17 protein-coding genes and 3 pseudogenes are annotated in these 20,800 nt (G+C 61.5%); 12 read left to right on the top strand and 8 right to left on the bottom strand.

Annotation, left to right across the window (positions count from 1 at the left end):
- Positions 1–62: 62 nt before the first annotated feature.
- The 3 genes and pseudogenes from tnpA to ASG57_RS12450 form a co-directional block, all read right to left on the bottom strand.
- Positions 63–431 (bottom strand): annotated as a pseudogene (gene tnpA, locus ASG57_RS39110) (IS66-like element accessory protein TnpA); the annotation flags it as partial.
- 150 nt (positions 432–581) lie between these two features.
- Positions 582–1,028, bottom strand: a pseudogene (locus ASG57_RS39105) (transposase); the annotation flags it as partial.
- 156 nt (positions 1,029–1,184) lie between these two features.
- The gene (locus tag ASG57_RS12450) at positions 1,185–2,054 is read right to left on the bottom strand and encodes a recombinase family protein (protein WP_057196401.1); all 870 of its coding nucleotides are present in this window, start codon (positions 2,052–2,054) and stop codon (positions 1,185–1,187) included.
- A 453-nt stretch (positions 2,055–2,507) separates the two neighbouring features.
- Here ASG57_RS12450 and ASG57_RS12445 point away from each other — a divergent pair, with 453 nt between their 5' ends.
- Positions 2,508–4,034, top strand: coding sequence for a porin (locus tag ASG57_RS12445; protein WP_057196400.1), 1,527 nt, complete (start codon positions 2,508–2,510; stop codon positions 4,032–4,034).
- A gap of 71 nt (positions 4,035–4,105) precedes the next feature.
- Positions 4,106–4,606 (top strand): MarR family winged helix-turn-helix transcriptional regulator, encoded by a 501-nt coding sequence (locus tag ASG57_RS39965; RefSeq protein ID WP_057196399.1) that lies wholly within the window; start codon positions 4,106–4,108, stop codon positions 4,604–4,606.
- Between the two features lie 299 nt (positions 4,607–4,905).
- On the opposite strand, the pseudogene ASG57_RS12435 reads toward ASG57_RS39965, so the two are convergent.
- The 4 genes and pseudogenes from ASG57_RS12435 to ASG57_RS12430 all read right to left on the bottom strand — a co-directional run.
- A pseudogene (locus ASG57_RS12435) lies at positions 4,906–6,048 on the bottom strand (ISNCY family transposase); the annotation flags it as partial.
- Between the two features lie 60 nt (positions 6,049–6,108).
- Entirely contained in the window at positions 6,109–6,231 is a 123-nt protein-coding gene (locus ASG57_RS37695) for a hypothetical protein (protein WP_502686918.1), read from the bottom strand.
- A gap of 52 nt (positions 6,232–6,283) precedes the next feature.
- Positions 6,284–6,406 carry a hypothetical protein gene (locus tag ASG57_RS39635; RefSeq protein ID WP_283806180.1) on the bottom strand — a complete coding sequence of 41 codons (123 nt, stop codon included), beginning with the start codon at positions 6,404–6,406 and terminating at the stop codon, positions 6,284–6,286.
- A 1,051-nt stretch (positions 6,407–7,457) separates the two neighbouring features.
- Positions 7,458–8,144 (bottom strand): ZIP family metal transporter, encoded by a 687-nt coding sequence (locus ASG57_RS12430; protein ID WP_057196398.1) that lies wholly within the window; start codon positions 8,142–8,144, stop codon positions 7,458–7,460.
- A gap of 734 nt (positions 8,145–8,878) precedes the next feature.
- Between ASG57_RS12430 and ASG57_RS39825 the strand changes: the two genes are divergently transcribed.
- The 4 genes from ASG57_RS39825 (at position 8,879) to ASG57_RS12415 (ending at position 11,030) form a co-directional block, all read left to right on the top strand.
- The gene (locus ASG57_RS39825) at positions 8,879–9,121 is read left to right on the top strand and encodes a flagellar basal body rod C-terminal domain-containing protein (RefSeq protein ID WP_349510056.1); all 243 of its coding nucleotides are present in this window, start codon (positions 8,879–8,881) and stop codon (positions 9,119–9,121) included.
- A 56-nt stretch (positions 9,122–9,177) separates the two neighbouring features.
- The gene (locus ASG57_RS12425; RefSeq protein WP_057196397.1) at positions 9,178–9,585 is read left to right on the top strand and encodes a hypothetical protein; all 408 of its coding nucleotides are present in this window, start codon (positions 9,178–9,180) and stop codon (positions 9,583–9,585) included.
- Between the two features lie 270 nt (positions 9,586–9,855).
- Complete coding sequence (locus ASG57_RS12420; RefSeq protein WP_057196396.1) at positions 9,856–10,386, top strand: MarR family winged helix-turn-helix transcriptional regulator; 531 nt, start codon at positions 9,856–9,858, stop codon at positions 10,384–10,386.
- The gene (locus ASG57_RS12415; RefSeq protein ID WP_057196395.1) at positions 10,383–11,030 is read left to right on the top strand and encodes a class I SAM-dependent methyltransferase; all 648 of its coding nucleotides are present in this window, start codon (positions 10,383–10,385) and stop codon (positions 11,028–11,030) included. Before ASG57_RS12420 ends, ASG57_RS12415 begins: the two co-directional genes overlap by 4 nt.
- A 228-nt stretch (positions 11,031–11,258) precedes the next feature.
- Here ASG57_RS12415 and ASG57_RS37685 read toward each other — a convergent pair whose 3' ends face one another.
- Positions 11,259–11,480 (bottom strand): hypothetical protein, encoded by a 222-nt coding sequence (locus ASG57_RS37685; protein WP_156402647.1) that lies wholly within the window; start codon positions 11,478–11,480, stop codon positions 11,259–11,261.
- A gap of 202 nt (positions 11,481–11,682) precedes the next feature.
- Between ASG57_RS37685 and ihpA the strand changes: the two genes are divergently transcribed.
- From ihpA to ASG57_RS39820, 6 genes are read left to right on the top strand one after another with little or no spacing between them, the layout of a single operon-like run.
- Positions 11,683–12,954, top strand: a complete 1,272-nt coding sequence (gene ihpA / locus ASG57_RS12405; RefSeq protein WP_057196393.1) for a divalent metal ion exporter subunit IhpA — start codon at positions 11,683–11,685, stop codon at positions 12,952–12,954.
- Positions 12,951–13,940 carry a divalent metal ion exporter adaptor subunit IhpB gene (gene ihpB / locus ASG57_RS12400; RefSeq protein WP_057196392.1) on the top strand — a complete coding sequence of 330 codons (990 nt, stop codon included), beginning with the start codon at positions 12,951–12,953 and terminating at the stop codon, positions 13,938–13,940. The genes ihpA and ihpB overlap by 4 nt, the downstream gene beginning before the upstream one ends.
- Entirely contained in the window at positions 13,933–17,151 is a 3,219-nt protein-coding gene (locus tag ASG57_RS12395; protein WP_057196391.1) for an efflux RND transporter permease subunit, read from the top strand. The genes ihpB and ASG57_RS12395 overlap by 8 nt, the downstream gene beginning before the upstream one ends.
- Positions 17,148–19,352, top strand: coding sequence for a heavy metal translocating P-type ATPase (locus ASG57_RS12390; RefSeq protein WP_057196390.1), 2,205 nt, complete (start codon positions 17,148–17,150; stop codon positions 19,350–19,352). The genes ASG57_RS12395 and ASG57_RS12390 overlap by 4 nt, the downstream gene beginning before the upstream one ends.
- Entirely contained in the window at positions 19,349–20,545 is a 1,197-nt protein-coding gene (locus ASG57_RS12385) for an OpgC domain-containing protein (RefSeq protein ID WP_063817318.1), read from the top strand. Before ASG57_RS12390 ends, ASG57_RS12385 begins: the two co-directional genes overlap by 4 nt.
- Positions 20,476–20,790, top strand: coding sequence for a ferritin family protein (locus ASG57_RS39820; RefSeq protein ID WP_057196389.1), 315 nt, complete (start codon positions 20,476–20,478; stop codon positions 20,788–20,790). Before ASG57_RS12385 ends, ASG57_RS39820 begins: the two co-directional genes overlap by 70 nt.
- Positions 20,791–20,800: the final 10 nt, after the last annotated feature.

Here is a 20,800-nt window from a genome sequence, read left to right as displayed (position 1 = left end):
TACTCTTCAGTAAACGACCGACGTGCACGTTCCATTCAACACCTCCAGGCTCAACGAGCCTACTACAGGTGTCCACTCATTCGGAGGAAGTTCACATCGAGAACCCGACGTAGCGCGTCTCCATCAACGTCGCCATCGACCCGGATGCGGTGCCCGCTACCAAGATCAATCTCGATGATGCCCTGGCTCTTCCGTCGACGCACCGCCGTCGTCGTCAATGGCGCTTCGGCCACCTCCCGCGGCGGCACAGACGGTCCAATCTCGACCGGCACGAACGGCGCTATACTCGTTTCACCGTGCTTGCAAAGCTCTTTGCGCCACCTGAACAGCTGGCTCACATGAAGGCCGGCCATGCGAGCCACCTCGGAAACGCTGGCTCCGGGCTCGAGCGATGCTGCAACAAGCCGTTCCTTCTCATCCTGCGACCACCGCCGCCGCCGCTCGACCGATGTGATCACCTCTGCTCTCGAAATCGTCATAGCGCTTCTCCTAGGATTACCCCTAGGACCTGCAGCCCACGCGTCCCTCAAACAAGACGGCCCTTGGCGGAGGGATACCGTCGAGCCAGCTTTCAAGGTTTCAAGGCGATCCCGGGTTCGATCAAGATGTCGGAAGTAGGATCGCGCTCCATGAACGAGGAGCTTGCGGACGTAGCGGTTCCCGCGCTTGCTGATACCGAGGAGCTTCTGCTTACCTCCGGTGGAGTGTTCCCGCGGAACAAGTCCCAGCCATGCAGCCAGATCGCGAGCCTTCTGGAACTGGCGCCCGTTACCGACGGCCGCAAGAACTGCGGTTGCGCCCAGCGCCCCGATTTCGGGGATTGTCATGAGCCGACGGGCAACATCTTCTCGGTCTGCAATCGCGGCGATCTCTCTCGTCACCTCATCGATGCGCTGCTCCAGCCGGCGCAAGTCGGCAAACAAGTCTCCGAGAAGTCTGCGCATCGCCGACGAGAGGTCGTTCGACGCATCTTCGAGAACCAGCGGCAAGTCGAGCTTGAACAGACCAGCTCCTTGCCTCAATGACTCTACCCATTCTTGGAGGAATTTGCGGGGCTCAGACCATCGGCCATGGCGGCATAACTTAAACCAAATGGCCTCCGGCAAACCCGGTGCGGTTCAACTATTCTGGGTACAGAGCATTGGGCGACCTGTTGGGTGCGCCGTCCATCCGCCACTGCGATGTTAGCCAATTGAAATGCAGCGGTAGACTGGTCCATCCCGCAATTGGATCTCAACAAACCTGCCGTTGATGTCTTTGCGGATTTGGGCCGATGAATGTCTAGGCGGCGTGAGCTTTCCGGCGCTGTGAACGTTTAATCCGGTGACGATCTGTTTGAGTAGGACGGTGATGTTTACTCTCCTAGAGTAACGTTGATCTTGATCTAAAGAGAGAGCCTCGATTTCCTGCACAAGGTCGCATAGCGCAGCCCTCTCCTCTCGGCCCACGCAGTCGAGCAAGGCTGGGTGAGCGAGAAAGGCGAGAACGGTGGTCTCGAAGTCGCTGTATGACCAGGCCGATCGGCTGCATGCGCCCTCGCTCAAGACCTGCTCGCACACCAGAACCTGCACGTTCGAGATCCGATGGAAAATAACTTTGCTGCCGCAATAAGCACACCAGCATAAGCCACCGAAAATGTTCGCGAGATCATTTCCTTTGCGGCCGCGAAGGGCGAGGTTTTGCTGACGAGCAATTTGCGCAGCGTCAAAAGTCGCCTTGTCTACGACCGCCGGGTAATAGTTAGAAATGGGAGGGCCGCTCGGAATACCCTTCTTATTACCCCCGGCAAAGGATTTCGGTTGGTACTCACCATAGGTCGCTCGATTCCTGAGCATGTAATCAATGGTGGTGTGATCCCAATTAGGCGACTGGGTGAAGGTTGGCACCTTCTGTTCGTCGAGATAATTCGCGATGGCGTAGCTGCCCATTCCTCCGATCGCGAGATAGAAGATTCTTTGCACAATTTCTGCCCTTTCCGGAAGGAACACAAACGCCGATCGGTCGTCAGTAAGGCTAAGCCAGCTCGGGGCTGCTGAAATCTTCTTTAAGGACACTTCAAGGTCACTCGATAATTACTGCAGAGAGAGGCGCCTCGCCTTCGCTTCTTTCGCCTAGGGGTTCTTGCTTCCTGCCGTTTGGCCCCGAGTAACGCGAGGCTAGGGTTCCCCTGTGCTGATGCAACCATCACAGCACCGTGAAAGGAACTCACAATTACTTCAATGACTTCCTCGAAATGCATTGTGAATGCATGCGTGATTTTTGTGCAACACCCATCGGAAAACAAGCTTTTCGGGGCCGCTTTGAGGCGATCTGTTGTTGTGTGTGCATGGAGCTTCGATCATGGTGACTGGGCGACGGAGGGGGGCATCCCAAGGTCGTCCCGTTTAGGTTATTCGCTTAATGAGACCTAAGCTACGAGGATGCGTTGATTTCCAACGTCTTTTCGCGGGCAGTTCAAACGGCTTTGTACAGGGAATTGTACGGGGCTTCAAACTTGGAGGTTTAACATGAAGTTGGTAAAGAGCCTTTTGCTCGGCTCTGCGGCGGGTCTGATCGCCGTGGGCGGAGCGCAGGCAGCCGATCTTCCCGTGAAGGCCAAGGCGGTCGAATACGTGAAGATTTGTTCGCTCTACGGCGCGGGTTTCTACTACATCCCCGGCACCGACACCTGCATCAAGCTGGGTGGTTATCTGCGCGCTGAAGTCGCGCTGAACACCAACAGCGTCTACACCGGCAACTATTCCGGCGTCGCGGGCGCGCACAACGCCCTCAGCAACTATTACACCATGCGGGCTCGTGAAGACCTCAACATTGACACCCGTACCGCGACGGAATACGGCGTGGTCCGCACGTTCTTCGATGCGACGTTCAGTTGGACCAGCGGTGGCTACAGCGGTAGCGGAACCACCGCTTATGACAGCAACAACCCCGCCGGAACTGGCAGCGGACAGGTGGCTGGTGGTGCGCTCGGCGTGTACTACGCCTTCATCCAGTTCGCTGGCTTCACGATGGGTAAGGCGGTCTCCCAGTTCTCCGCTCCCTGGACCAACTATCCCGGCAACAACTTCGACGGTCTCGTCGGTGGCGGCGGCACGGTCACTGGCGTCAACCAGTTCACCTACACCGCTGACTTCGGTCAGGGCATCACGGCGTCGTTCTCGGCGCAGGATCAGGTCGCCTACTATCAGGCAGGCATCAACAACCTCGGTGCTCCGGGCGGCTTCGGTTACGGCACCAGCAACATCGGTGGATCGCGCTCTCCTGATCTGGTTGCCATGCTTCGCGTTGACCAAGCTTGGGGTTTGTTCCAGGCATCGGTGGCCGCACATGAGAACCATGCTGGTTACAATACTGGTGCCGGCGAATTCTCGGGTCGCGCCAGCGACAAGTGGGGTTGGGCTGGGCAACTTGCTTTGTCGATCAAGAACATCCCGACAGGCGCGGGTGACACGATCAACGTTCAGGGCGTCTACACGAACGGCGCGACCCGCTACAACATCCAAGACCTTGCCGGTGGTGCGGGTGCGTGGACAACCTACAGCGGCACTGGCGTGGCTGGCGCCTACCAGAGCCTCGGCATCGCGTTCGCTCCTGATGCAGTGTACGCCCCGGGCGGTGACCTTCAGCTCGTTGAGACTTGGGGTATGCGCGGCGGTTTCACCCATAACTGGGATCCGTACTGGAACACCGGTATCTACGGTGCATACGCTGCAGTTCGCTACAATGGCGCATCAAAGACGCTGATGTGCGGTGTCGGTGGTGTCGGTGGAACGGTGAGGGCGGCACTGGGTGCTGCTGGTCTCACCAACTGCGACCCGGATTACAACATCGCCCAGCTCGGGGTAATCACCCGATGGACCCCGGTCAAAAACCTCACGTTCTCGGCTGATTTCACCTACACCCGCTTGGATCAGAAGTACTCGGGCGTCACCGGCGCTGGTGCGAATGCTGCTGTCGGTAAGCCGGTAGCGGCGTATGAGTTGAAGGACCAGGATACCTATCAGTTGCTCCTCCGCGCTCAGCGCAACTGGTAAGCTTAGTCAAACGACGTGACCTCCAAGAGCCCTCGGCGGGAATGCCGGGGGTTTTCTTGCTTTATTGAGTGATGGTGGACCTTATGGCCCCCAATGAGGCCCGGGCACGGCCCCCCGAACTGGTTGAACAGATCGTTAGAGCGGTCCGATCTGTTGATGTTCTTATCTCGAAGGTTCAAACCGCATGGGCAAGCAAGATGGGGCTGACTGTTCCGCAATGGAATATGTTGGTTGTCATCGCAGAGGCTCACCAATGCGGGGGTCTCCAGGTCAAATCCGTTGCTGAGGCTTTGCGAGTAAATGGCTCGTTCATCGTCAACCAATCGAGACCATTGGAAGAACTCGGCCTAATCCGAAGGAAAAGCTCGAGCACTGATAAGCGACTAGTCTATCTTTCCGCTACGCCGAAGGCTCTCAAGGACCTTGCTGGAATACAAAGCAGCAGGGACGCGGTGACTGCGTCCATCAAGAAGGAAATGGGCGAGGCAGCGACATTGCACACGATAGAACTGCTGCAGCAGCTTGAGCGGTGTATTGGTCGTTGTCGTGTGAGGTTGCAGATCGAGGACTAAAAAGTCGTCCGTGAAGAGCGGCTAAGCGATTGATCTGGGGTCGGATTATTCGTTGTGACCTGTTTTGAGATTGCAGGGTTTTGATGCTTCGGGCATCGGAACCCTGCAATTTCGTTTTGAGGATTGAACGAAGCCGCTGGCGCGGCATTTGAGGAGAGGTGGTAACGGCCGCCTCCTGTCTGAGAGGATCGAGGGTTTTCAGAGCCCAACCCTTCAGACAGGAGGTTTTCCGATGACCCAGGTGAGCCCTCTCCGCCGACGCATGATCGAGGACATGACGGTCCGCAATTTGTCGCCGCCCGAATGTCACGCAGCAACGCGACCGGGTCCAAGCTGATGCAGATTTCCTGCAGTCGGGCCCGAACCGCATCGGAGGTACGTGGGTCGGCGGTCAGCCGCTGATGCGGCGTCGTCGGCGCACTATAAGATTTCTGGCCGCGTGCGCCATCGCGTTGCTTTCCGATCAGCTTGAACGGCGGCCGGAAGAAGTTTAAGAACAGGCGCACTGAACGATAGAGTTCTGCGAGCAACGCAGCCGCCTCGAGCCCCTAAAACCGCCGATAACCAATCATCCGTCGGACCGCGGCTCCGTTCTTCTGTTCGACAAATGCCTGGTCATTGTTGCGGTAAGGTCGGCAACGCGTGAAGACAATGTTCGCCTGCTCGCAATACGCTTTCAGCGTCTCGTTTATGAAAACAGAATCATTGTTGGTATCGATGCCCTGGAGCGAAATCGGCAGCTGACGGCGAAGCTCTGTCAACACGGTGCTCAGGAGCGTTGCTCGCGCACCAGCAACGGCGCACACTCCGTCCAACCGGTCGCAATATCCGTGAGCACCAGCGTCTGGATAAAACTGCCGCGCGCCGAGGGTCCGCTGTGGGCGACTAGATCGGCTTCAACAAAGTCCGGCGCCGGATCCTTCCAGTCGGCGGACGTCCGTACCGGGTTGCTCCGTCGCAATGCGCTCGCCACCGGCCGACGGCGCTGGCGCCCGCCCTCCTGTCGGATCTTGACCAGCGCCCGGTCGACCGTCGACGCGCTCATCGCCAGCAGCTTCGCGCGGATTTCAGGCGCCAGGCCCATGTGGCCGTTCCGTTCCATCGACTCGATCCGGAGCGGCAGCAGCGCTTTCAGTCTCTTGCCACAAACCGGTCCGAGGCCTCCCAAAGAACTACCAGCGCATTTCGTTCAGCTTCCTCTTAAATCCGGCGACGGCTGTGCCGAACCGAGGATGCCTTCGGAGCAGGCGCATCACGTGCTTTCGATGAAAGTCCGTCACAACCACAAAGCCGTCGAGCATTCGCACCTTCTCCGCGCGGCTCGCCTCTCTGTAGCGCTGCCCCACAGCGACCGTCAGTTCTCTTCGAGTCGCCATGCTCAGTTGCCTCGTTATCGCCCCCGCTGTCCCATTCCACTGGGGAGTGAGGCAACGGCCTAGCATTCAGGAACATTTCAGGCGGCGCAATGCGCTCGTGCCTTCCCGAGGCGGTGAGCGTTGGAGTCATATGGGATTTGAGGCCGATCGGCCGCGCGCCTCACCGGCAGCTTCGATGTCGGCGAAGGCCTTGGCCATGCCGTGGAGGCCGAGGACGTTGAGGCGATCGAGGGTCGGATGGGTGAGCAAGGGATGATCCCCTAGCTTTAGTAGCGCGGTCCGCGGATGTTGGCATGCAGGATCAGCGCATCGTCCACGGAGCGCTGGTGAGCAGGACGCCGATCGCGAGCGGCTCGGTCGGGACGGGATAGACGATCATGTGAGCCATCTGGGCCGGTTCTAACGCGACCGGCTCGGCCTGCATCAAACGGTGACATCCGCACTGGACATGAAGCAGGATTCCTGCATCCGCTAGGTCGCCCGAGTTTGCATGATCCGGGGCCGGATGCGACGAGCAGCAGACCATCACTCTGGATGGAACTCAGTGCCGTCGCAGTTTCGGAGCTGATGACCGAGAAGGCGAACGCGAAAACCATGAGGCTTGCCAAGGCAGCACGCAGCAGGCGCGCTGGGTCGCTAGTCCAAAGGTGCCGCAGGCTCGTCATCGCACCCCTGATCTTTGTTCTGCCGCAAGCAGGCACAAGGTAGGCCTTCCTCTTGCCGGGATAAGGCGCTTCATCGTCTGGGACGGCCTCAAGCGAACCTGCGCGAGATACCGAATCTGCTGTCCTTCCCCGGTTTGGCACGTCGGCCGATGAATGCAGAGCCGTATTGGTGCCCGGTTCCTCTGGATCGGCTTCGGATCCTAGCATCGGCGTCGCCCGCGCCGCGGCGCGCGGCCCGCTTCACCCGCAAAATAGCGCAGCGTCAGTTAGGTAACGAGGCTCAAGATGGCAGTACAGGCCGTAGCCCATCGCCGCCCGACTCGCGCCTGTGGCCCAGAGGCTGGCCGCGGTTGACGTGCCGGAGGGGCGACCGGCATATTTGGGTATCGCACCGTCGCCGATGAAGCTCACACCCGTGATCAAGCCTTCCAGGATGCGAGCCTGTCGTGTCGAGCCCGCACGAGCATGCAGATGGCGACGAGCACGGAACCGCAGGAGGCGACGGCGACGAGGGGGAAGGTCCGGATGCCGCCCGCGCGCTACTCCCGCTCGGTCCCAGCCGATCGGCACCGCGAGTGCTTAGGCAGCCGCGAGGTCGATCACGTGAAACGCCACCTCCCAAAAACCAAGGATTGTAAACGTAAATAAAAGGTCTCTTTAAACAGAACTGCAAGCTACTCTCGTGCGATACGGCTTACTCTCACTGTCACGTCCAAGCCATGTCCGTAAGGGCCAACTTCCACGGCGCCCGAAGGGCCGCCGTTTATTTGCGCTGGTCAGAAGACATGGCCGGCACGAGCGCGGACTCCTTCAGGCGACGATCTCCTCGATGACCAGCATGCCCAGGAAGCCGACGAAGAACATCGCGGTGGTCCAGGGTTTCTCGGGTACGGCATGCGCCTCTACGAGCAGCTCTTCCGTGACGAGATAGAGCAGCGCGACGAGCGCGAAGGCAAAGAAGCCGGCGAGGTAGGGACCGGGCAGCGCGCCGACCGGCGTGCCCAGGAGGGCGCCCACCGGCAGCAAGACCGCGAGACCGGCCACAATACCGATTACGCGCGCCGCCGAGCCGCTTGTCTGCTTGAGCTCGGACGCAAGCGCGAGCCCGAGGAACAGTACCTCGAGCGTGAGTGCGCCCGTGAGCAGCAGACCTTGCTTTGCTCCGGCGGCGAAGCCGATACCGAGGACGAGCCCATCGACCAGGATGTCGATCCCGACGGTCACGATGAGCCCGGTCGAGCCTTTCGCTGTCTCTCCCAGACGCTTGACCAGGAGCATCAGGGCAACACCGAGGGCTCCACCCACAATCACCGCGATGGGAGATTGCTGGTGCTTGAGGTCGGGCAGGATCTCGCCCGCTACCGCAGCAAACAGAACGCCCGCCGCGAGGTGCTGGATGGCGCTGGCAAGCGACGGGCCGGGTTGGCGCACGGCGGTGACGGCCGCCCCCAACACCGACGCGACGGCAGGGATGAGCGTGTAGGCCCAAGCCGACATCAGGGCTCCATAGCCGGGATTGTCATCGGTGACATGATCGGCTCCGGCCGCTGACCGGCTCAGGTCCGTCAGACATGCAGCGCCTTCTCCTCGGCCCGGTACACATCATCATAGCCGCATCATAGCCGCGTGTGCTCATGTTCATGGTTCTACTCATGCCGATACTACAATCGGCACTCTTGGAGCTTGCAGCGCACCGCAGCACCCTCTGCTCCGAGGCTGCAAACGGCAGTTTTCTTCAAACGTTCCAACAGCGGACATCGGTGGTCTGGATTGATCCAATCCTGCTAAGCGATCGTCTCGCCAGCTGCGATCGCCGTCTCCGCAACCCCGACCAGCTCCGACGGAGTAATCGCTACCGTCTGTGCCACTGGAGAGAAGGAATGTCAGCTTGACAACAACACGCAGTTTAACGGCAGGTTGACAGGTCGCAGACGAATTTCTATGGTTCCATCGCGAAAAACGTTCTCAAGGTGAAGCGACGAAACCGATCAAGCATCCACCGCGATCACGCTCATGATCAAGACGGACTCGGGCAAGTCGGGGCTGGCGAAGTACAAGGACTAACGGCCGCCATCCGGCGGCGATTTCGACGGCTCAGAGCCGCGCGTTCCTTGCCGAGACCGGGCGCGCGGCGACACGGCGCGCCCGGTGGATACTTTCGCTGCAACTCTCCAAGTAGGGCAAGCGCAACGTGTCGCTGAAACGGGCGGCGAGCGGCTTCATTCGGCAGTTTGAAAGGTAATCTCTCCAGTGCCCGACAAGACCGTCATCGGACTTCGCGGCTAATCACGCTGCAGCAGCAGTTGGACAAGATCGCCCGGCTACTGGGGGCCTTGGAGGGACCCAATGTAAATGCAGTCCATGAGATGAGCAGTCTCGTCGCTGCCACAAGAGCCTACGATCAGGTCGCCAACACGATCTTGCGCGAAGACGACAAGAACGAACTCAGAAAACTGGCCGGTGAGGATCTGTAGGCCCATAAGCTCTCTGCCGCTTCCGACAAAATGCGGGTCGACGGAAGGTGACCCTCATGTTAGGTAGCCGCGTCATCTTCACCAAGAGCGTGATCATTGTCCGGTTGTCAGGTCATAACGGGAACCCAGCGCGTCTCTGCGTTTCGCGGATCATGTCCGTTCTCCTGACCGTGGCGTACCTCCTGTCCGTAATTCTGCACGGACTCGTTGATGTGGACGTCGTCAATCGCTACGGATCATCCTCGGCGATCGTATTGATGGACGGGAAAGACTCTCAATCGCCCGAATGGGGCTTGGTGGCCGATCACCACTGTCACGGTTGCTTCTCGGTGTCGGTCCCCGCACCAGCGCAGCAGGCTGAACTCGCCTTGGATTTGAAGATCGCGGAGTTGCCAAAATCGGCGGCTCCCTTGTACGGCAATGTTAGCGGTCTTGATCCGCCCCCGCCGAAATCTCTGACCTGAAGACGAACCACGCGGGACGCATCGCGCGCCCTGTCTCGGCTTTCCGTCGAATTCCCTCGCGCGCTCGTCACGCAGCGCGATGATGGCATCCGTGTCTTTAGACTGTCGACGGCGTCGATCGCAAAGCTTTCGCGATCTCAGCCGAGTTGCTGGGGGAGCGAGCGCGCAGTCGATCTTGATCGACAACGGACTTTTCAGGAGCCGCTCTGGAGGCCAGTCCGTTTTGCCGGGGCCGTCGCGGCACATCGATTGAAATTGAAGGATCGCGCTATGGAAACCAAGCAAGCTGAAGGCCCGCAGTCCTCGACGACGGACAACCTCTTGCAGCGATTATCTTGGGAAGTGAAGCAAATACACGGTTGTCTAAGCGAAGTGCAGAAGTTCTGGGCGACCCGCGTGGGCGTCACGGTGTCTCAATGGAACATTCTCATGGCCATATCGCATCTTGCGGGCGACGAGGGTGTGCGGGTCCACGTGGTGTCGGAGAAGCTCGCCGTAGACGCCTCATTCGTCACCGCCCAGTCGCAGTTGCTTGAGTCCAAGGGACTGATCTACCGCAAGCCGAGCGCAATCGACCGCCGAGTCGTCCTCCTCGCGCTCTCGAGCAAGGCTCAATGGCAGATAGAAGAGCTGTCTGGCTCCATGAACGCTGTGAATGCGTATGTTGCCAATAACGCAAGCGGCAAGGCGCACCGGCTTCTCACAGAACTCGGGGAGCTGAAGAGCGTCCTCAAGCGCGCGGAGCTCCTGACGGCTTCGGACGCGCTCCGCCATTGGCCTCGCGGCCGCGACACCGCATGAAATTTCTATCGAAATTGGTCGTGGCGTTGCTTAAGCCTCTCTACTACCGCTTCGCCGCTGCCATGCTGCGCGACACGACATGGCAAGAGCCGTTGTTCGAACTGGTTTCGCCGAAGAGCGGAGAACGCCTGTTGGCCTTCGGGCCTGGAAGCGCATCGTCCGCGACGTCCCTCGCGGAACGGTTCACCGAGCTCGACATTGTCGTTGCCGAGCCGAGCGCGAGAGCGGTCCGGAACGCGAAACGGGCCGTCGCCAGCGGTGGGATCCGCAACATCACCTTCGTCGATGCCGTCTCCATGATCAATCTCCCGTTCCACGCAAGCTGTTTCGACTGCGCGATTTGCATCATGTCCTTTCACTTGCGGCCACCCGAAGAAAAGGTCGCGCTTGCCAAGGAGGCTCTGCGGATCTTGCGGCGCGGGGGCGTGCTTTACGTTGCGGACTATGATCGGCCGGCCAACCGCGAGGAACGGATCGTTCTCAACCTTGCAGCGCAAGTGTCCAGCAGGAGTGCCGTTCAGTCACATGTTGACGGGACTTGGACCCAATGTTTGAAAAAAGCCGGCTTTGCGGGCGCGAGATCGCAGTCGTCGCAGTCAGTTAAAATCGGGCGGGTTGCGATCATGTTGTTTCGGAAGCCATGACCAATGTCCCGAGCGCGGTCGTGCAGAAGGGGCGGTTGCCCCGGACCTGTGTCAGCGACTCCGATTCTCCGGAAGTGTGTCGAGGGGGTGGGGATGACCGCGCTTCAATGCGATTACCCACCTTGCCGCGAATGCTTCGCAACTGAATGCTTGGGATTGTTACAACATTGCGGGTCGACGTGAGCCGCTTGCCCATGCTACCTACCAACTCGCGAACGTAGAGCGTGGTCACTGGTGATCGATCGGATCAGATTTGGAATGAGGCGTATCCCTGCATTGCGCGGGGTTGTGTCCGTATTTCTGATCCTGACCTATCTGCTGTCGGGTGTCCTGCATCGCTGTCTCGACCTTGACGTGAGCAATCCGACCGGTTCCCCGGTGTTTTGGATGGTCGACACCAAAGTCGATAGCGGCCCTGAGAGCGGTGCCATCGTCGACCATCACTGCCATGGCTGTTTCGCGGTTTCTGTCGCAGCGCCCCCGCAGCAGGTCATGTCCGTGATGGAACCCAAGCTGGCGGACCTCATCCGGTCGACGGACCCGTTAACGGATACTGTCCGCCGTCTCGATCCACCACCGCCGAAGTCCCTAACCTGAAAAATGATCGCCGGGCGCATCGCGCTCTGATTCCGTCTTTCGTCAGGTTTTCATCATGTTTTCAAAGTGCATCACGCGTTTCGCGTGCGCGACGGCGTTGCTGGTCTGTCCTGGGCTGACGGCGGCGTCGCATTCGCAGACCCTCAATCTCGGGGCGGCGCTGCAGCGCGCGCTCGCGAGCAGCCCCCGCCTGACCGCCGCCGAGCGCGACATCGGGATCGCGACCGGCCAGCGCATTCAGGCGGGGGCGCTCCTCAATCCGGAACTGTCCTACGAGCAGGACAACTCCTTCGGTTCGGGCATCTATCGCGGGACGAAGTCGGCCGAGACGACGCTGCAGATCAGCCAGCTTTTCGAGCTGTTCGGCAAGCGCGAGGCCCGCATCGCGGCCGGCCAAGCCGGCGTCAACGGGGCGACGATCGAGCGGCAGGCAGTGCGTCTGCAGATTCTCTCGGAAACGGCCATAGCGTTTCTGAACGTGCTCGGGTTGCAGCGACGGATCCAGATTCTCGACGAGCAGGTCGCCGCTCTTGAGCGGCTGACGCCGTTGCTTCAGCGCCGGGTCGATGCCGGCGCGTCGTCCCCTGCCGAGACCGGCCGCGCCGAGGTTGCGGCCGCCCTGGTGAAGGCCGATCGCGAGCGCACCAAGGCAAACCTCGCCAGCGCGCGCCGCGAACTGGCGGTGCTCATGGGCGACACTTCCCCGAAGTTCGGCGCCGTCTCCGGACGGCTCGATGCGACCACGCGCGCGCCATCTTTCCGGACGGTGATCGCCGCCATCGACGCCAACCCGCAACTGGTTCGGTGGAATGCGATCTATGCGCAACGCAATGCCGAGCTGCTGCTGGCACGGCTCAGGCCCTATCCGGACGTCCGCCTCTCGGCCGGATGGCGTCACTTCAACGAGACCAACGATGACGCTGTTCGGTTCAGCGTGTCGGTCCCGATCCCAATCTTCGATCAGAACCAGGGCAATATTCTGTCGGCGCAGCAGAACCTTGCCAAGACGCGGGCGGAACGAGAAGCGAACCGCAACACTCTGATCGTCGTCGCCGGACGGGCCTACGACAACGTTCAGGGCTCGCTGCGGGAACTTGCGATCCTTCGCGACTCCGGCATCCCGAAGGCCCAGGCCGCCGCCAACGAGATCGAGCAGGGTTACGGTGCCGGGCGCTTCTCGCTGCTCGAAGTGTTGGACGCACAGGCCAACGTCACCCAGGCTCGTCTGCGCGAGCAGGAGGCGCTGCAGAACTACCATGTCGCCGTTGCCACGATCGAAGGACTCGTCGGTAATCCCTTCGCTCTGGCGCGGGAGAGCGCACGATGAAGACTTCGAGCGCATTTGTCCTCGCAATGGTCGCGGCCGCTGCCGGCGCCTTCGGTTATCGCTGGCTGACGCCGAAGGACGGCTCCGCCGCGACGCAGCAGGTCGCGAAGCAGGACGCCAAGGAAGAGAAGGCCGGCAACGAGCACGCCGAGAAGGACGAGCACGGTGCCGACCGCATAGTGATCAGCGATGTCAAGCTGGCCGCCGCCGGCGCCACTTTCGCCGAAGCGGGCCCGGCGACCCTGACCGAAACCCTATCGTTCAATGGCGTATTGCGTGCCAACCAAGAGACCGTCGTGCAGGTCACGCCTCGCTTTCCGGGCATCGCCCGCGCCATCAAGAAACGGATCGGCGATGTGATCGGCAAAGACGACCTGCTGGCATCCATCGAAAGCAACCAGAGCCTGACCGTCTACGATCTCAAGGCGCCGATCGCTGGAACGGTGATTGACCGTCAGATCTCGCTCGGCGAATACGTCTCCGAGCAGAAGCCGTCGTTCGTCGTGGCCGACCTGTCGACGATCTGGGTCGATCTGTCGATCTACCGTCAGGATCTCAGGCGCGTCCGGATCGGGGACGAGGTCCTGATCGATCCGGATGATGGGGCGGGCGACATCAAGGGCAAGATCTCTTACTTGGCGCCAGTCGGCGCGAGTGAGACGCAGACGGCGATCGCGCGGGTGATCCTGCCGAATCCAGACGGAAGGTTGCGGCCCGGACTGTTCGTGACGGCTCGTTTGGTGTTGGCCGAGCGGAAAGTCGGGGTCGCCGTGCGCACTGGCGCGATCCAGACCTTCGAAAACAAGACCGTCGTGTTCGTGCGCGAGGGCGACGACAAGCTCGAGGCGCGTCCTGTTGAGCTCGGGGATTCCGATCAAAAATTCGTGGAGGTCCGCGCCGGGATCTCACCGGGCGAGAAGTATGTTGCCGAAAACTCGTTCGTTGTGAAGGCGGAGATGGGCAAGGGAGAGGCCGAGCATGATTGAGCGCCTCATTGAGTTCTCGATCCGCCAGCGCTGGCTGGTTCTCCTGTTCGTGCTCGGACTTCTGGCTTTCGGCGGCTGGAACTTCGTGCGGCTGCCGATCGATGCGGTACCCGACATCACCAACGTTCAGGTGCAGATCAACACGCAGGCGCCGGGTTATTCGCCGCTCGAGACCGAACAGCGCATCACGTTCCCGGTCGAGACAGCGATGGGCGGCCTCCCGAAGCTGGAATACACCCGGTCGTTGTCACGCTACGGTCTGAGCCAGGTGACGGTCGTCTTCCGGGACGGGACCGACATCTACTTCGCCCGTCAGCTCGTCAACGAGCGCATCCAGCAGGTTAAGGATCAGCTTCCCGCCGGCGTCGAAGTCGCCATGGGCCCCGTTGCGACGGGGCTCGGCGAGATATTTCTCTATACCGTCGAGGCCAAGCAGGGCGCCAAGGCACAGGGCGGCAAGGAGTTCACGCCGAGCGATCTGCGAACGATCCAGGACTGGATCATCAAACCGCAACTCCGCAACGTGCCCGGCGTTATCGAGGTCAACACGATCGGCGGGTTCGAGCGGCAGTTCCACGTGCTGCCGGATCCCGGCAAGCTCATGGCCTACAAGCTGGGATTCCGCGACGTGATGACGGCGCTCGCCGCCAACAACGCGAACGTCGGCGCCGGCTACATCGAGAAGAACGGCGAACAGTACCTGGTCAGGACTCCGGGGCAGGTAGCCAACATCGCTGAGATCGAGGACATCGTCATCGGCTCGCGCGGCGGCGTACCGGTCCGGGTCAAGGATGTGGCCCAGGTCGCCGAAGGCAAGGATCTCCGTACCGGCGCAGCGACTCTCAACGGGAAGGAGACGGTCCTCGGGACAGCCATGCTGCTGATTGGCGAGAACAGCCGCGCAGTGGCCCAGCGGGTTTCCGCCAAGTTGAACGAAATCGCCAAGTCGCTTCCGGAAGGCGTCGTCGCCCGCGCCGTCTACGACCGAACTCACCTCGTCGAGGCGACTGTCAAAACGGTCGAGAAGAACCTCGTCGAGGGCGCGATTCTCGTCATCATCGTGCTGTTCCTAATTCTCGGCAACTTCCGCGCTGCTTTGGTGACGGCCTGCGTCATCCCGCTTTCGATGGCGATGACCGTCACCGGCATGGTCGAGACGAAGGTCAGCGCCAACTTGATGAGCCTCGGCGCAATCGACTTCGGCATCATCGTCGACGGCGCGGTCATCATTGTCGAGAATTGCCTTCGTCTCCTCGCGGAAGCGCAGCATGAGAAAGGCCGGCTGCTGAACCTGAACGAGCGACTGGAGACGATCCGCAACGGATCGGCAGAGGTCATCAAGCCGAGCCTTTTCGGCACGCTGATCATCGCTGTCGTGTACCTGCCGGTGCTGACCTTGACAGGGGTCGAAGGCAAGATGTTCACGCCGATGGCGCTGACCGTCCTGATGGCGCTTGCTGCCGCAGCTCTGTTCTCGGTCACCTTCGTGCCGGCAGCGGTGGCTATCATTGTCACCGGCAAGATCTCGGAGAAGGAGAACTTCTTTATGCGCGCCGCCAAGCGCGTCTATCTTCCTCTACTGGACCGCGCCATCGCCTTTCGACGCGTTGTTGCGGTCGGGGCGGTCCTGATGGTCGGGGCGAGCGTGTTCGCGGCGACCCGCATGGGCGGCGAGTTCATTCCGAGCCTCGACGAGGGCGACGTCGCCCTCGCAGCGATCCGCATTCCGGGGACGAGCCTGACGCAATCGCTCGACCTGCAGATGGCGCTGGAGAAGAGGATTCAAGAACTGCCCGAAGTGAAGGAGTTCTTCACGCGAACGGGCACGGCCGAGGTCGCGACCGATCCCATGGCGCCGTCGATGTCGGACGGTTACGTCATGCTCAAGCCGCGCAGCGAGTGGCCGGATCCGGAGAAACCGAAGGCGGAGCTGATCGAGGAGATCGAGAAGGCGGCCAACGACATCCCCGGCAGCAACTATGAGGTCTCCCAGCCGATCCAGTTGCGCGTGAACGAACTGATTTCAGGCGTTCGCAGCGACGTTGGCATCAAAATCTTCGGCGACGATCTCGACGTGCTGCAAGGAGCCGCCAGCCAGGTGCAGGCCGTGATTCAGGGTATCCGGGGGGCTACCGACGTGAAGACCGAACAGGTCGCCGGCCTGCCGATCCTCACCGTCAAGCTCGACCGGCGGGCTCTCTCCCGCTACGGCCTCAGTGTCGGCGATGTGCAGAACATTGTGGAGATCGCCGTAGGCGGAAAGAGCGTCGGCAAGCTTTTCGAGGGCGATCGGCGATTCGACATTGTCGTGAGGCTTCCGGAGCGTCTGCGCGGCAATATCGAAGCGATCCGTGCGATCCCGATTCCGTTGCCCGCCGAAGAGCCAGGATCAGCTCCGATCGCCAAGACGGCCTTGTCGGGAGCGCTCGGAGTACAGCCTCGCTACGTGCCGCTGTCGTCGGTAGCGACGGTCGATTCCGCGCCAGGCCCGAACCAGATCAGCCGCGAGAACGGCAAGCGGCGCATCGTGGTGACAGCCAACGTACGCGAGCGAGACCTTGGGTCGTTCGTGTCCGAAGCGCAGGATGCGGTCGCGCAGAAAGTCAAGCTCCCGGCGGGCTACTGGATCGGCTGGGGTGGGCAATTCGAGCAACTGGTCTCGGCGACCAAGCGGCTCACCATCGTCGTTCCGGTGGCGCTGCTGCTGGTGCTGCTGCTGTTGTTCATGAGCTTCGGATCGCTTGCCGACGCGCTGCTGGTGTTCAGTGGCGTGCCGCTGGCGTTGACGGGCGGCGTGCTGGCGCTGCTGCTACGGGGCATCCCGCTGTCGATCAGCGCGGGCGTCGGCTTCATCGCGCTATCCGGCGTGGCGGTGCTCAACGGTCTGGTCATCATCGCGTTCATCGAACGGCTCCGCCATGAAGGAAAGTCCGTGCTCGAGGCCGTCCATGAGGGCGCCGTGACGCGGTTGCGCCCAGTGCTGATGACCGCGCTGGTGGCCTCGCTCGGCTTCGTTCCCATGGCGATCGCGACGGGCGCCGGCGCGGAGGTGCAGCGACCGCTGGCCACCGTCGTCATCGGCGGCATCATCTCCTCGACGATCCTGACGCTGCTGGTGCTACCGGCGCTTTACGTGCTGTTCCGGAAGGACTCTGCGCCGGCCCCTAAGCCGGACAATGTCGACGGCGCTGCGGTGGGAAGCCACGCATGACCGAAGCTGCCCAGAAGATGAGACTTCGGGTCGGCGGAATGGACTGCGCGGCCTGCGCCATTAAGATCGAGAACGCCGTTTCGCGGATGCCCGGGGTGAGGAGCGTCGAAGTCTCGGTGACCGGCGGCAGCGTGTCGATCGATCATGAGGGGGTTGTTCCGCGCGAGGCGATCAGCCGGCAAATCGCAGCCTTGGGCTACGTCGTCGAGGACGACCGGCCCCAGGGTAATGAGCGGCCGACGTATCAGCATGATGATGGTGATGATCACAATGGTCACGGTCACCATCATGTCGCCGGCGGCCAGGAACCATGGTGGCGGTCGAGCAAGGGCGATGCGACGATTGCATGTGGAACCGCATTGGCAGTCGCCTTCGCCTTGGGAAAGGCGGTTCCGAGCATCGAGAACTGGGCGTTCCTGCTCGCGATGCTGATCGGGCTGGTGCCCATCGCGAAGCGGGCATTTTCAGCGGCTTTTGCCGAAACGCCGTTCTCGATCGAGATGCTGATGACTATCGCGGCCGTTGGCGCGGTCTTCATCGGCGCGACGGAAGAGGCAGCGACTGTCGTCTTCTTGTTCCTGATCGGCGAACTTCTCGAAGGGTTCGCTGCGGGGCGGGCTCGGGCGAGTATCCGGGATTTGACCAAGCTCGTCCCGAAGATCGCCCGGCTAGAGCAATCCGATGGCCAAGTCAGCGAGGTGGAAGCCGAGACGCTGTCCGTCGACGCTCTGATCCAGGTCCGTCCTGGCGATCGCATCCCCGCCGACGGCGTCATCGTCTCCGGAGACAGCGCGATCGACGAGGCGCCCGTCACCGGCGAGAGCACGCCTGTCCGCAAGAAGGCCGGGGCGGCTGTGTTCGCCGGAACCGTGAACGGAGAAGCTCTGCTCCGGATCAAGGTCAGCGCCTCCGCCCAAGACAACACCATCGCCCGCGTCGTCAAGCTGGTTGAGGAAGCGCAGGAGTCCAAGGCGCCCACGGAACGCTTCATCGATCGCTTCTCGCGCTACTACACGCCGAGCGTGGTGGTAGTCGCCACCATCGTGGCTATCCTGCCGCCACTCGTCTGGACAGGCGCAAGCTGGCGCGAGTGGATCTACAAGGGATTGGCCATCCTTCTGATCGGCTGCCCGTGCGCGCTGGTGATCTCGACGCCGGCGGCGATCGCCGCGAGCCTCGCGTCCGGAGCGCGCCGCGGCCTGCTCCTGAAGGGAGGAGCCGTTCTCGAGCGCTTGCGCGACGTTACCGTCGCTTGCTTCGACAAGACGGGGACGCTCACCGCGGGGAAGCCAAAGGTCACGGACGTCGTCGGATTCGGTCACGGGGAGGTCGAGATCTTGTCCGTTGCCGCATCGCTCGAGCGCGGCTCCAGCCATCCTCTCGCGCTTGCAATCCTGCAGGCGGCCTCCGACAAGAGCGCTCGGCCGCAGCATGTCGAGGACTTCGTAAATCTGGCGGGAGAGGGCGTCAGGGCAGTTCTCGGGGGGCGTACGGTCTTTCTTGGCTCGCCCGCTGCGGCCGAACGGATTGCCCCGCTTGCCGAAGACCAGAGAAAGCTCGTCGAGGCGCTCAACGAAGGGGGGAAGACGGTATCGGTGCTCGTCGTCAATGGCGAGATCGCCGGTTGCATCGCCATGCGGGACGAGTTGAGGAGCGATGCCGTCGCGGCGCTGCGGCGCCTGGCCAACGGCGGGGTCCGGTCTGTGATGCTTACGGGCGACAATCCACGCACCGCCGCCGCGCTCGCGCGCGATCTCGGCATCGATCATCGTGCCCAGATGATGCCGGAGGACAAGCAGCGCACCGTCGAGGCCTACAAGAACCAGGGGGAGGTCGTTCTCAAGGTTGGCGACGGCATCAACGATGCGCCGGCTCTGGCCGCCGCCGACATTGGCGTCGCGATGGGCGGCGGCACCGATGTGGCGCTCGAGACCGCGGATGCCGCGGTTCTTCACGGGCGCGTCGCCGATGTGCCGGCCATGATCGAACTGTCCAGACGGACGATGGGCGTCATCCGGCAGAACATCTCGATCGCACTGGGACTGAAGGCGGTTTTTCTGGTCACCACCATCGCCGGGATCACCGGACTTTGGCCCGCCATCCTCGCCGACACCGGCGCGACCGTTTTGGTCACCATGAACGCGCTGCGGCTGCTTTCGATACCGGGCCGCGGTAGAGCGGGCGAGGGGGCGTCCACATGACGGCCAACAGGGTCCAAACCAGCGACCGTGACCTCCGCCTCGACCTGTTTCGTGGACTGGCCAACTGGGCGATCTTCGTTGACCACGTTCCGAACAATGCGGTCGCCTGGATCACGGCCCGAAACTACGGTTTCAGCGATGCTGCCGAGCTGTTCGTGTTCGTGTCCGGATATACTGCCGCCTTCGGCATTCTCGGCAGAGCCTGGCAGCTCTACGTCGCCTACCTCCTGCTTTTCGTCTTCTACGTCGTCACGATCGGATACGTGGCGCAGCGGTATGGCCACGCCCACCTGCTCGACGAGTTCAACATCCGGCTTCTCATTCGGGATCCGGTCGAGTTCCTGAAGCACGGACTCCTGCTCGAGTACAAGCCGCTGAACCTCGACGTCCTGCCGCTCTACATTGCGTTGATGATCGCGTTTCCACCGCTGCTTTGGGTTCTTATGAGGTGGCCCAACGTCGCGCTGGCGATCTCGGCAGGCGTCTACGTCGCCGCACAGACCTGGGGATGGAATCTACCGGCGTATCCCGCCGGCCACTGGTATTTCAATCCGTTCGCGTGGCAGTTTCTGTTCGTCATCGGTGCGTGGGCCGCCGTCGGGGGCGCGGGTGCGGTAAGGGCGCTCATCAACTCGAAGACAACACTCGGTGCCGCCGGCTTCCTTCTCCTGTTCGCCGCCATCGTCACGCTCGCGGCGCGGACCGGCAATCATAACCTGATCCCCGAATCCGTCCGCTCGGCGTTTATTCCGAACGACAAAACGAATCTGGCGCCGTACCGCATCGTCCATTTTCTCGCGCTCGCGATCCTCGTCTCACGGTTGATTCCGAAGGAGGCGCCGTTCCTGTCGGCTCCTTGGCTTCGGCCGCTACGGCTGTGCGGAGAGCGATCGCTCGAAGTCTTTTGCGCGGGCGTATTCCTGGCGTTCGTCGCTTACTTCGCCATCGACCTCGTCTCCGAGTCGCTCGCCTTCCAGATCGTCGTCAGCGTCGCGGGCATCGGCATCATGATCGCCGTCGCCTATTTCAAGACATGGACCCGGGACTATCGCGCCGCAACCGGCCGAAAGACCCGTCGAGCGCGACATTCAGCAGCCACGACTGGCACGAAGGGAGCGATGGGATGGGTTTCGATCAATACCACGAACCGCCGCAGGAGCTTTCGCAAGAGGTCCGCACCTTCGCGCGGATGATAGCTTCGCTGATCGAAGAAGCCGAGGCCATCAATCGGTACGAACAGCGGATGTCCGTCGAAAAGGACAAGACGGCGAAAGCCATCATGGCCAACGCGCAGAAGGAGGAGTTCAAGCATTTCGGCATGAACCTCGAATTCCTGTTGCGACGCAAGAAGGAGTGGCGCGAGGAGCTCAAGGGAATCCTCTTCACCGAGGGCGACATCGTCAAGCTCGGCGAGAAGGCCGAGAAGGCGGTCGAGTGATCGCATGACT

This window comes from Bradyrhizobium sp. Leaf396 (genome assembly GCF_001424605.1).
GTDB classification, from domain to species: Bacteria; Pseudomonadota; Alphaproteobacteria; order Rhizobiales; family Xanthobacteraceae; genus Bradyrhizobium; species Bradyrhizobium japonicum_C.
The sequence above is the reverse complement of the archived record's forward strand: the minus strand, read 5'-3'. Positions and strand labels throughout refer to the sequence as shown.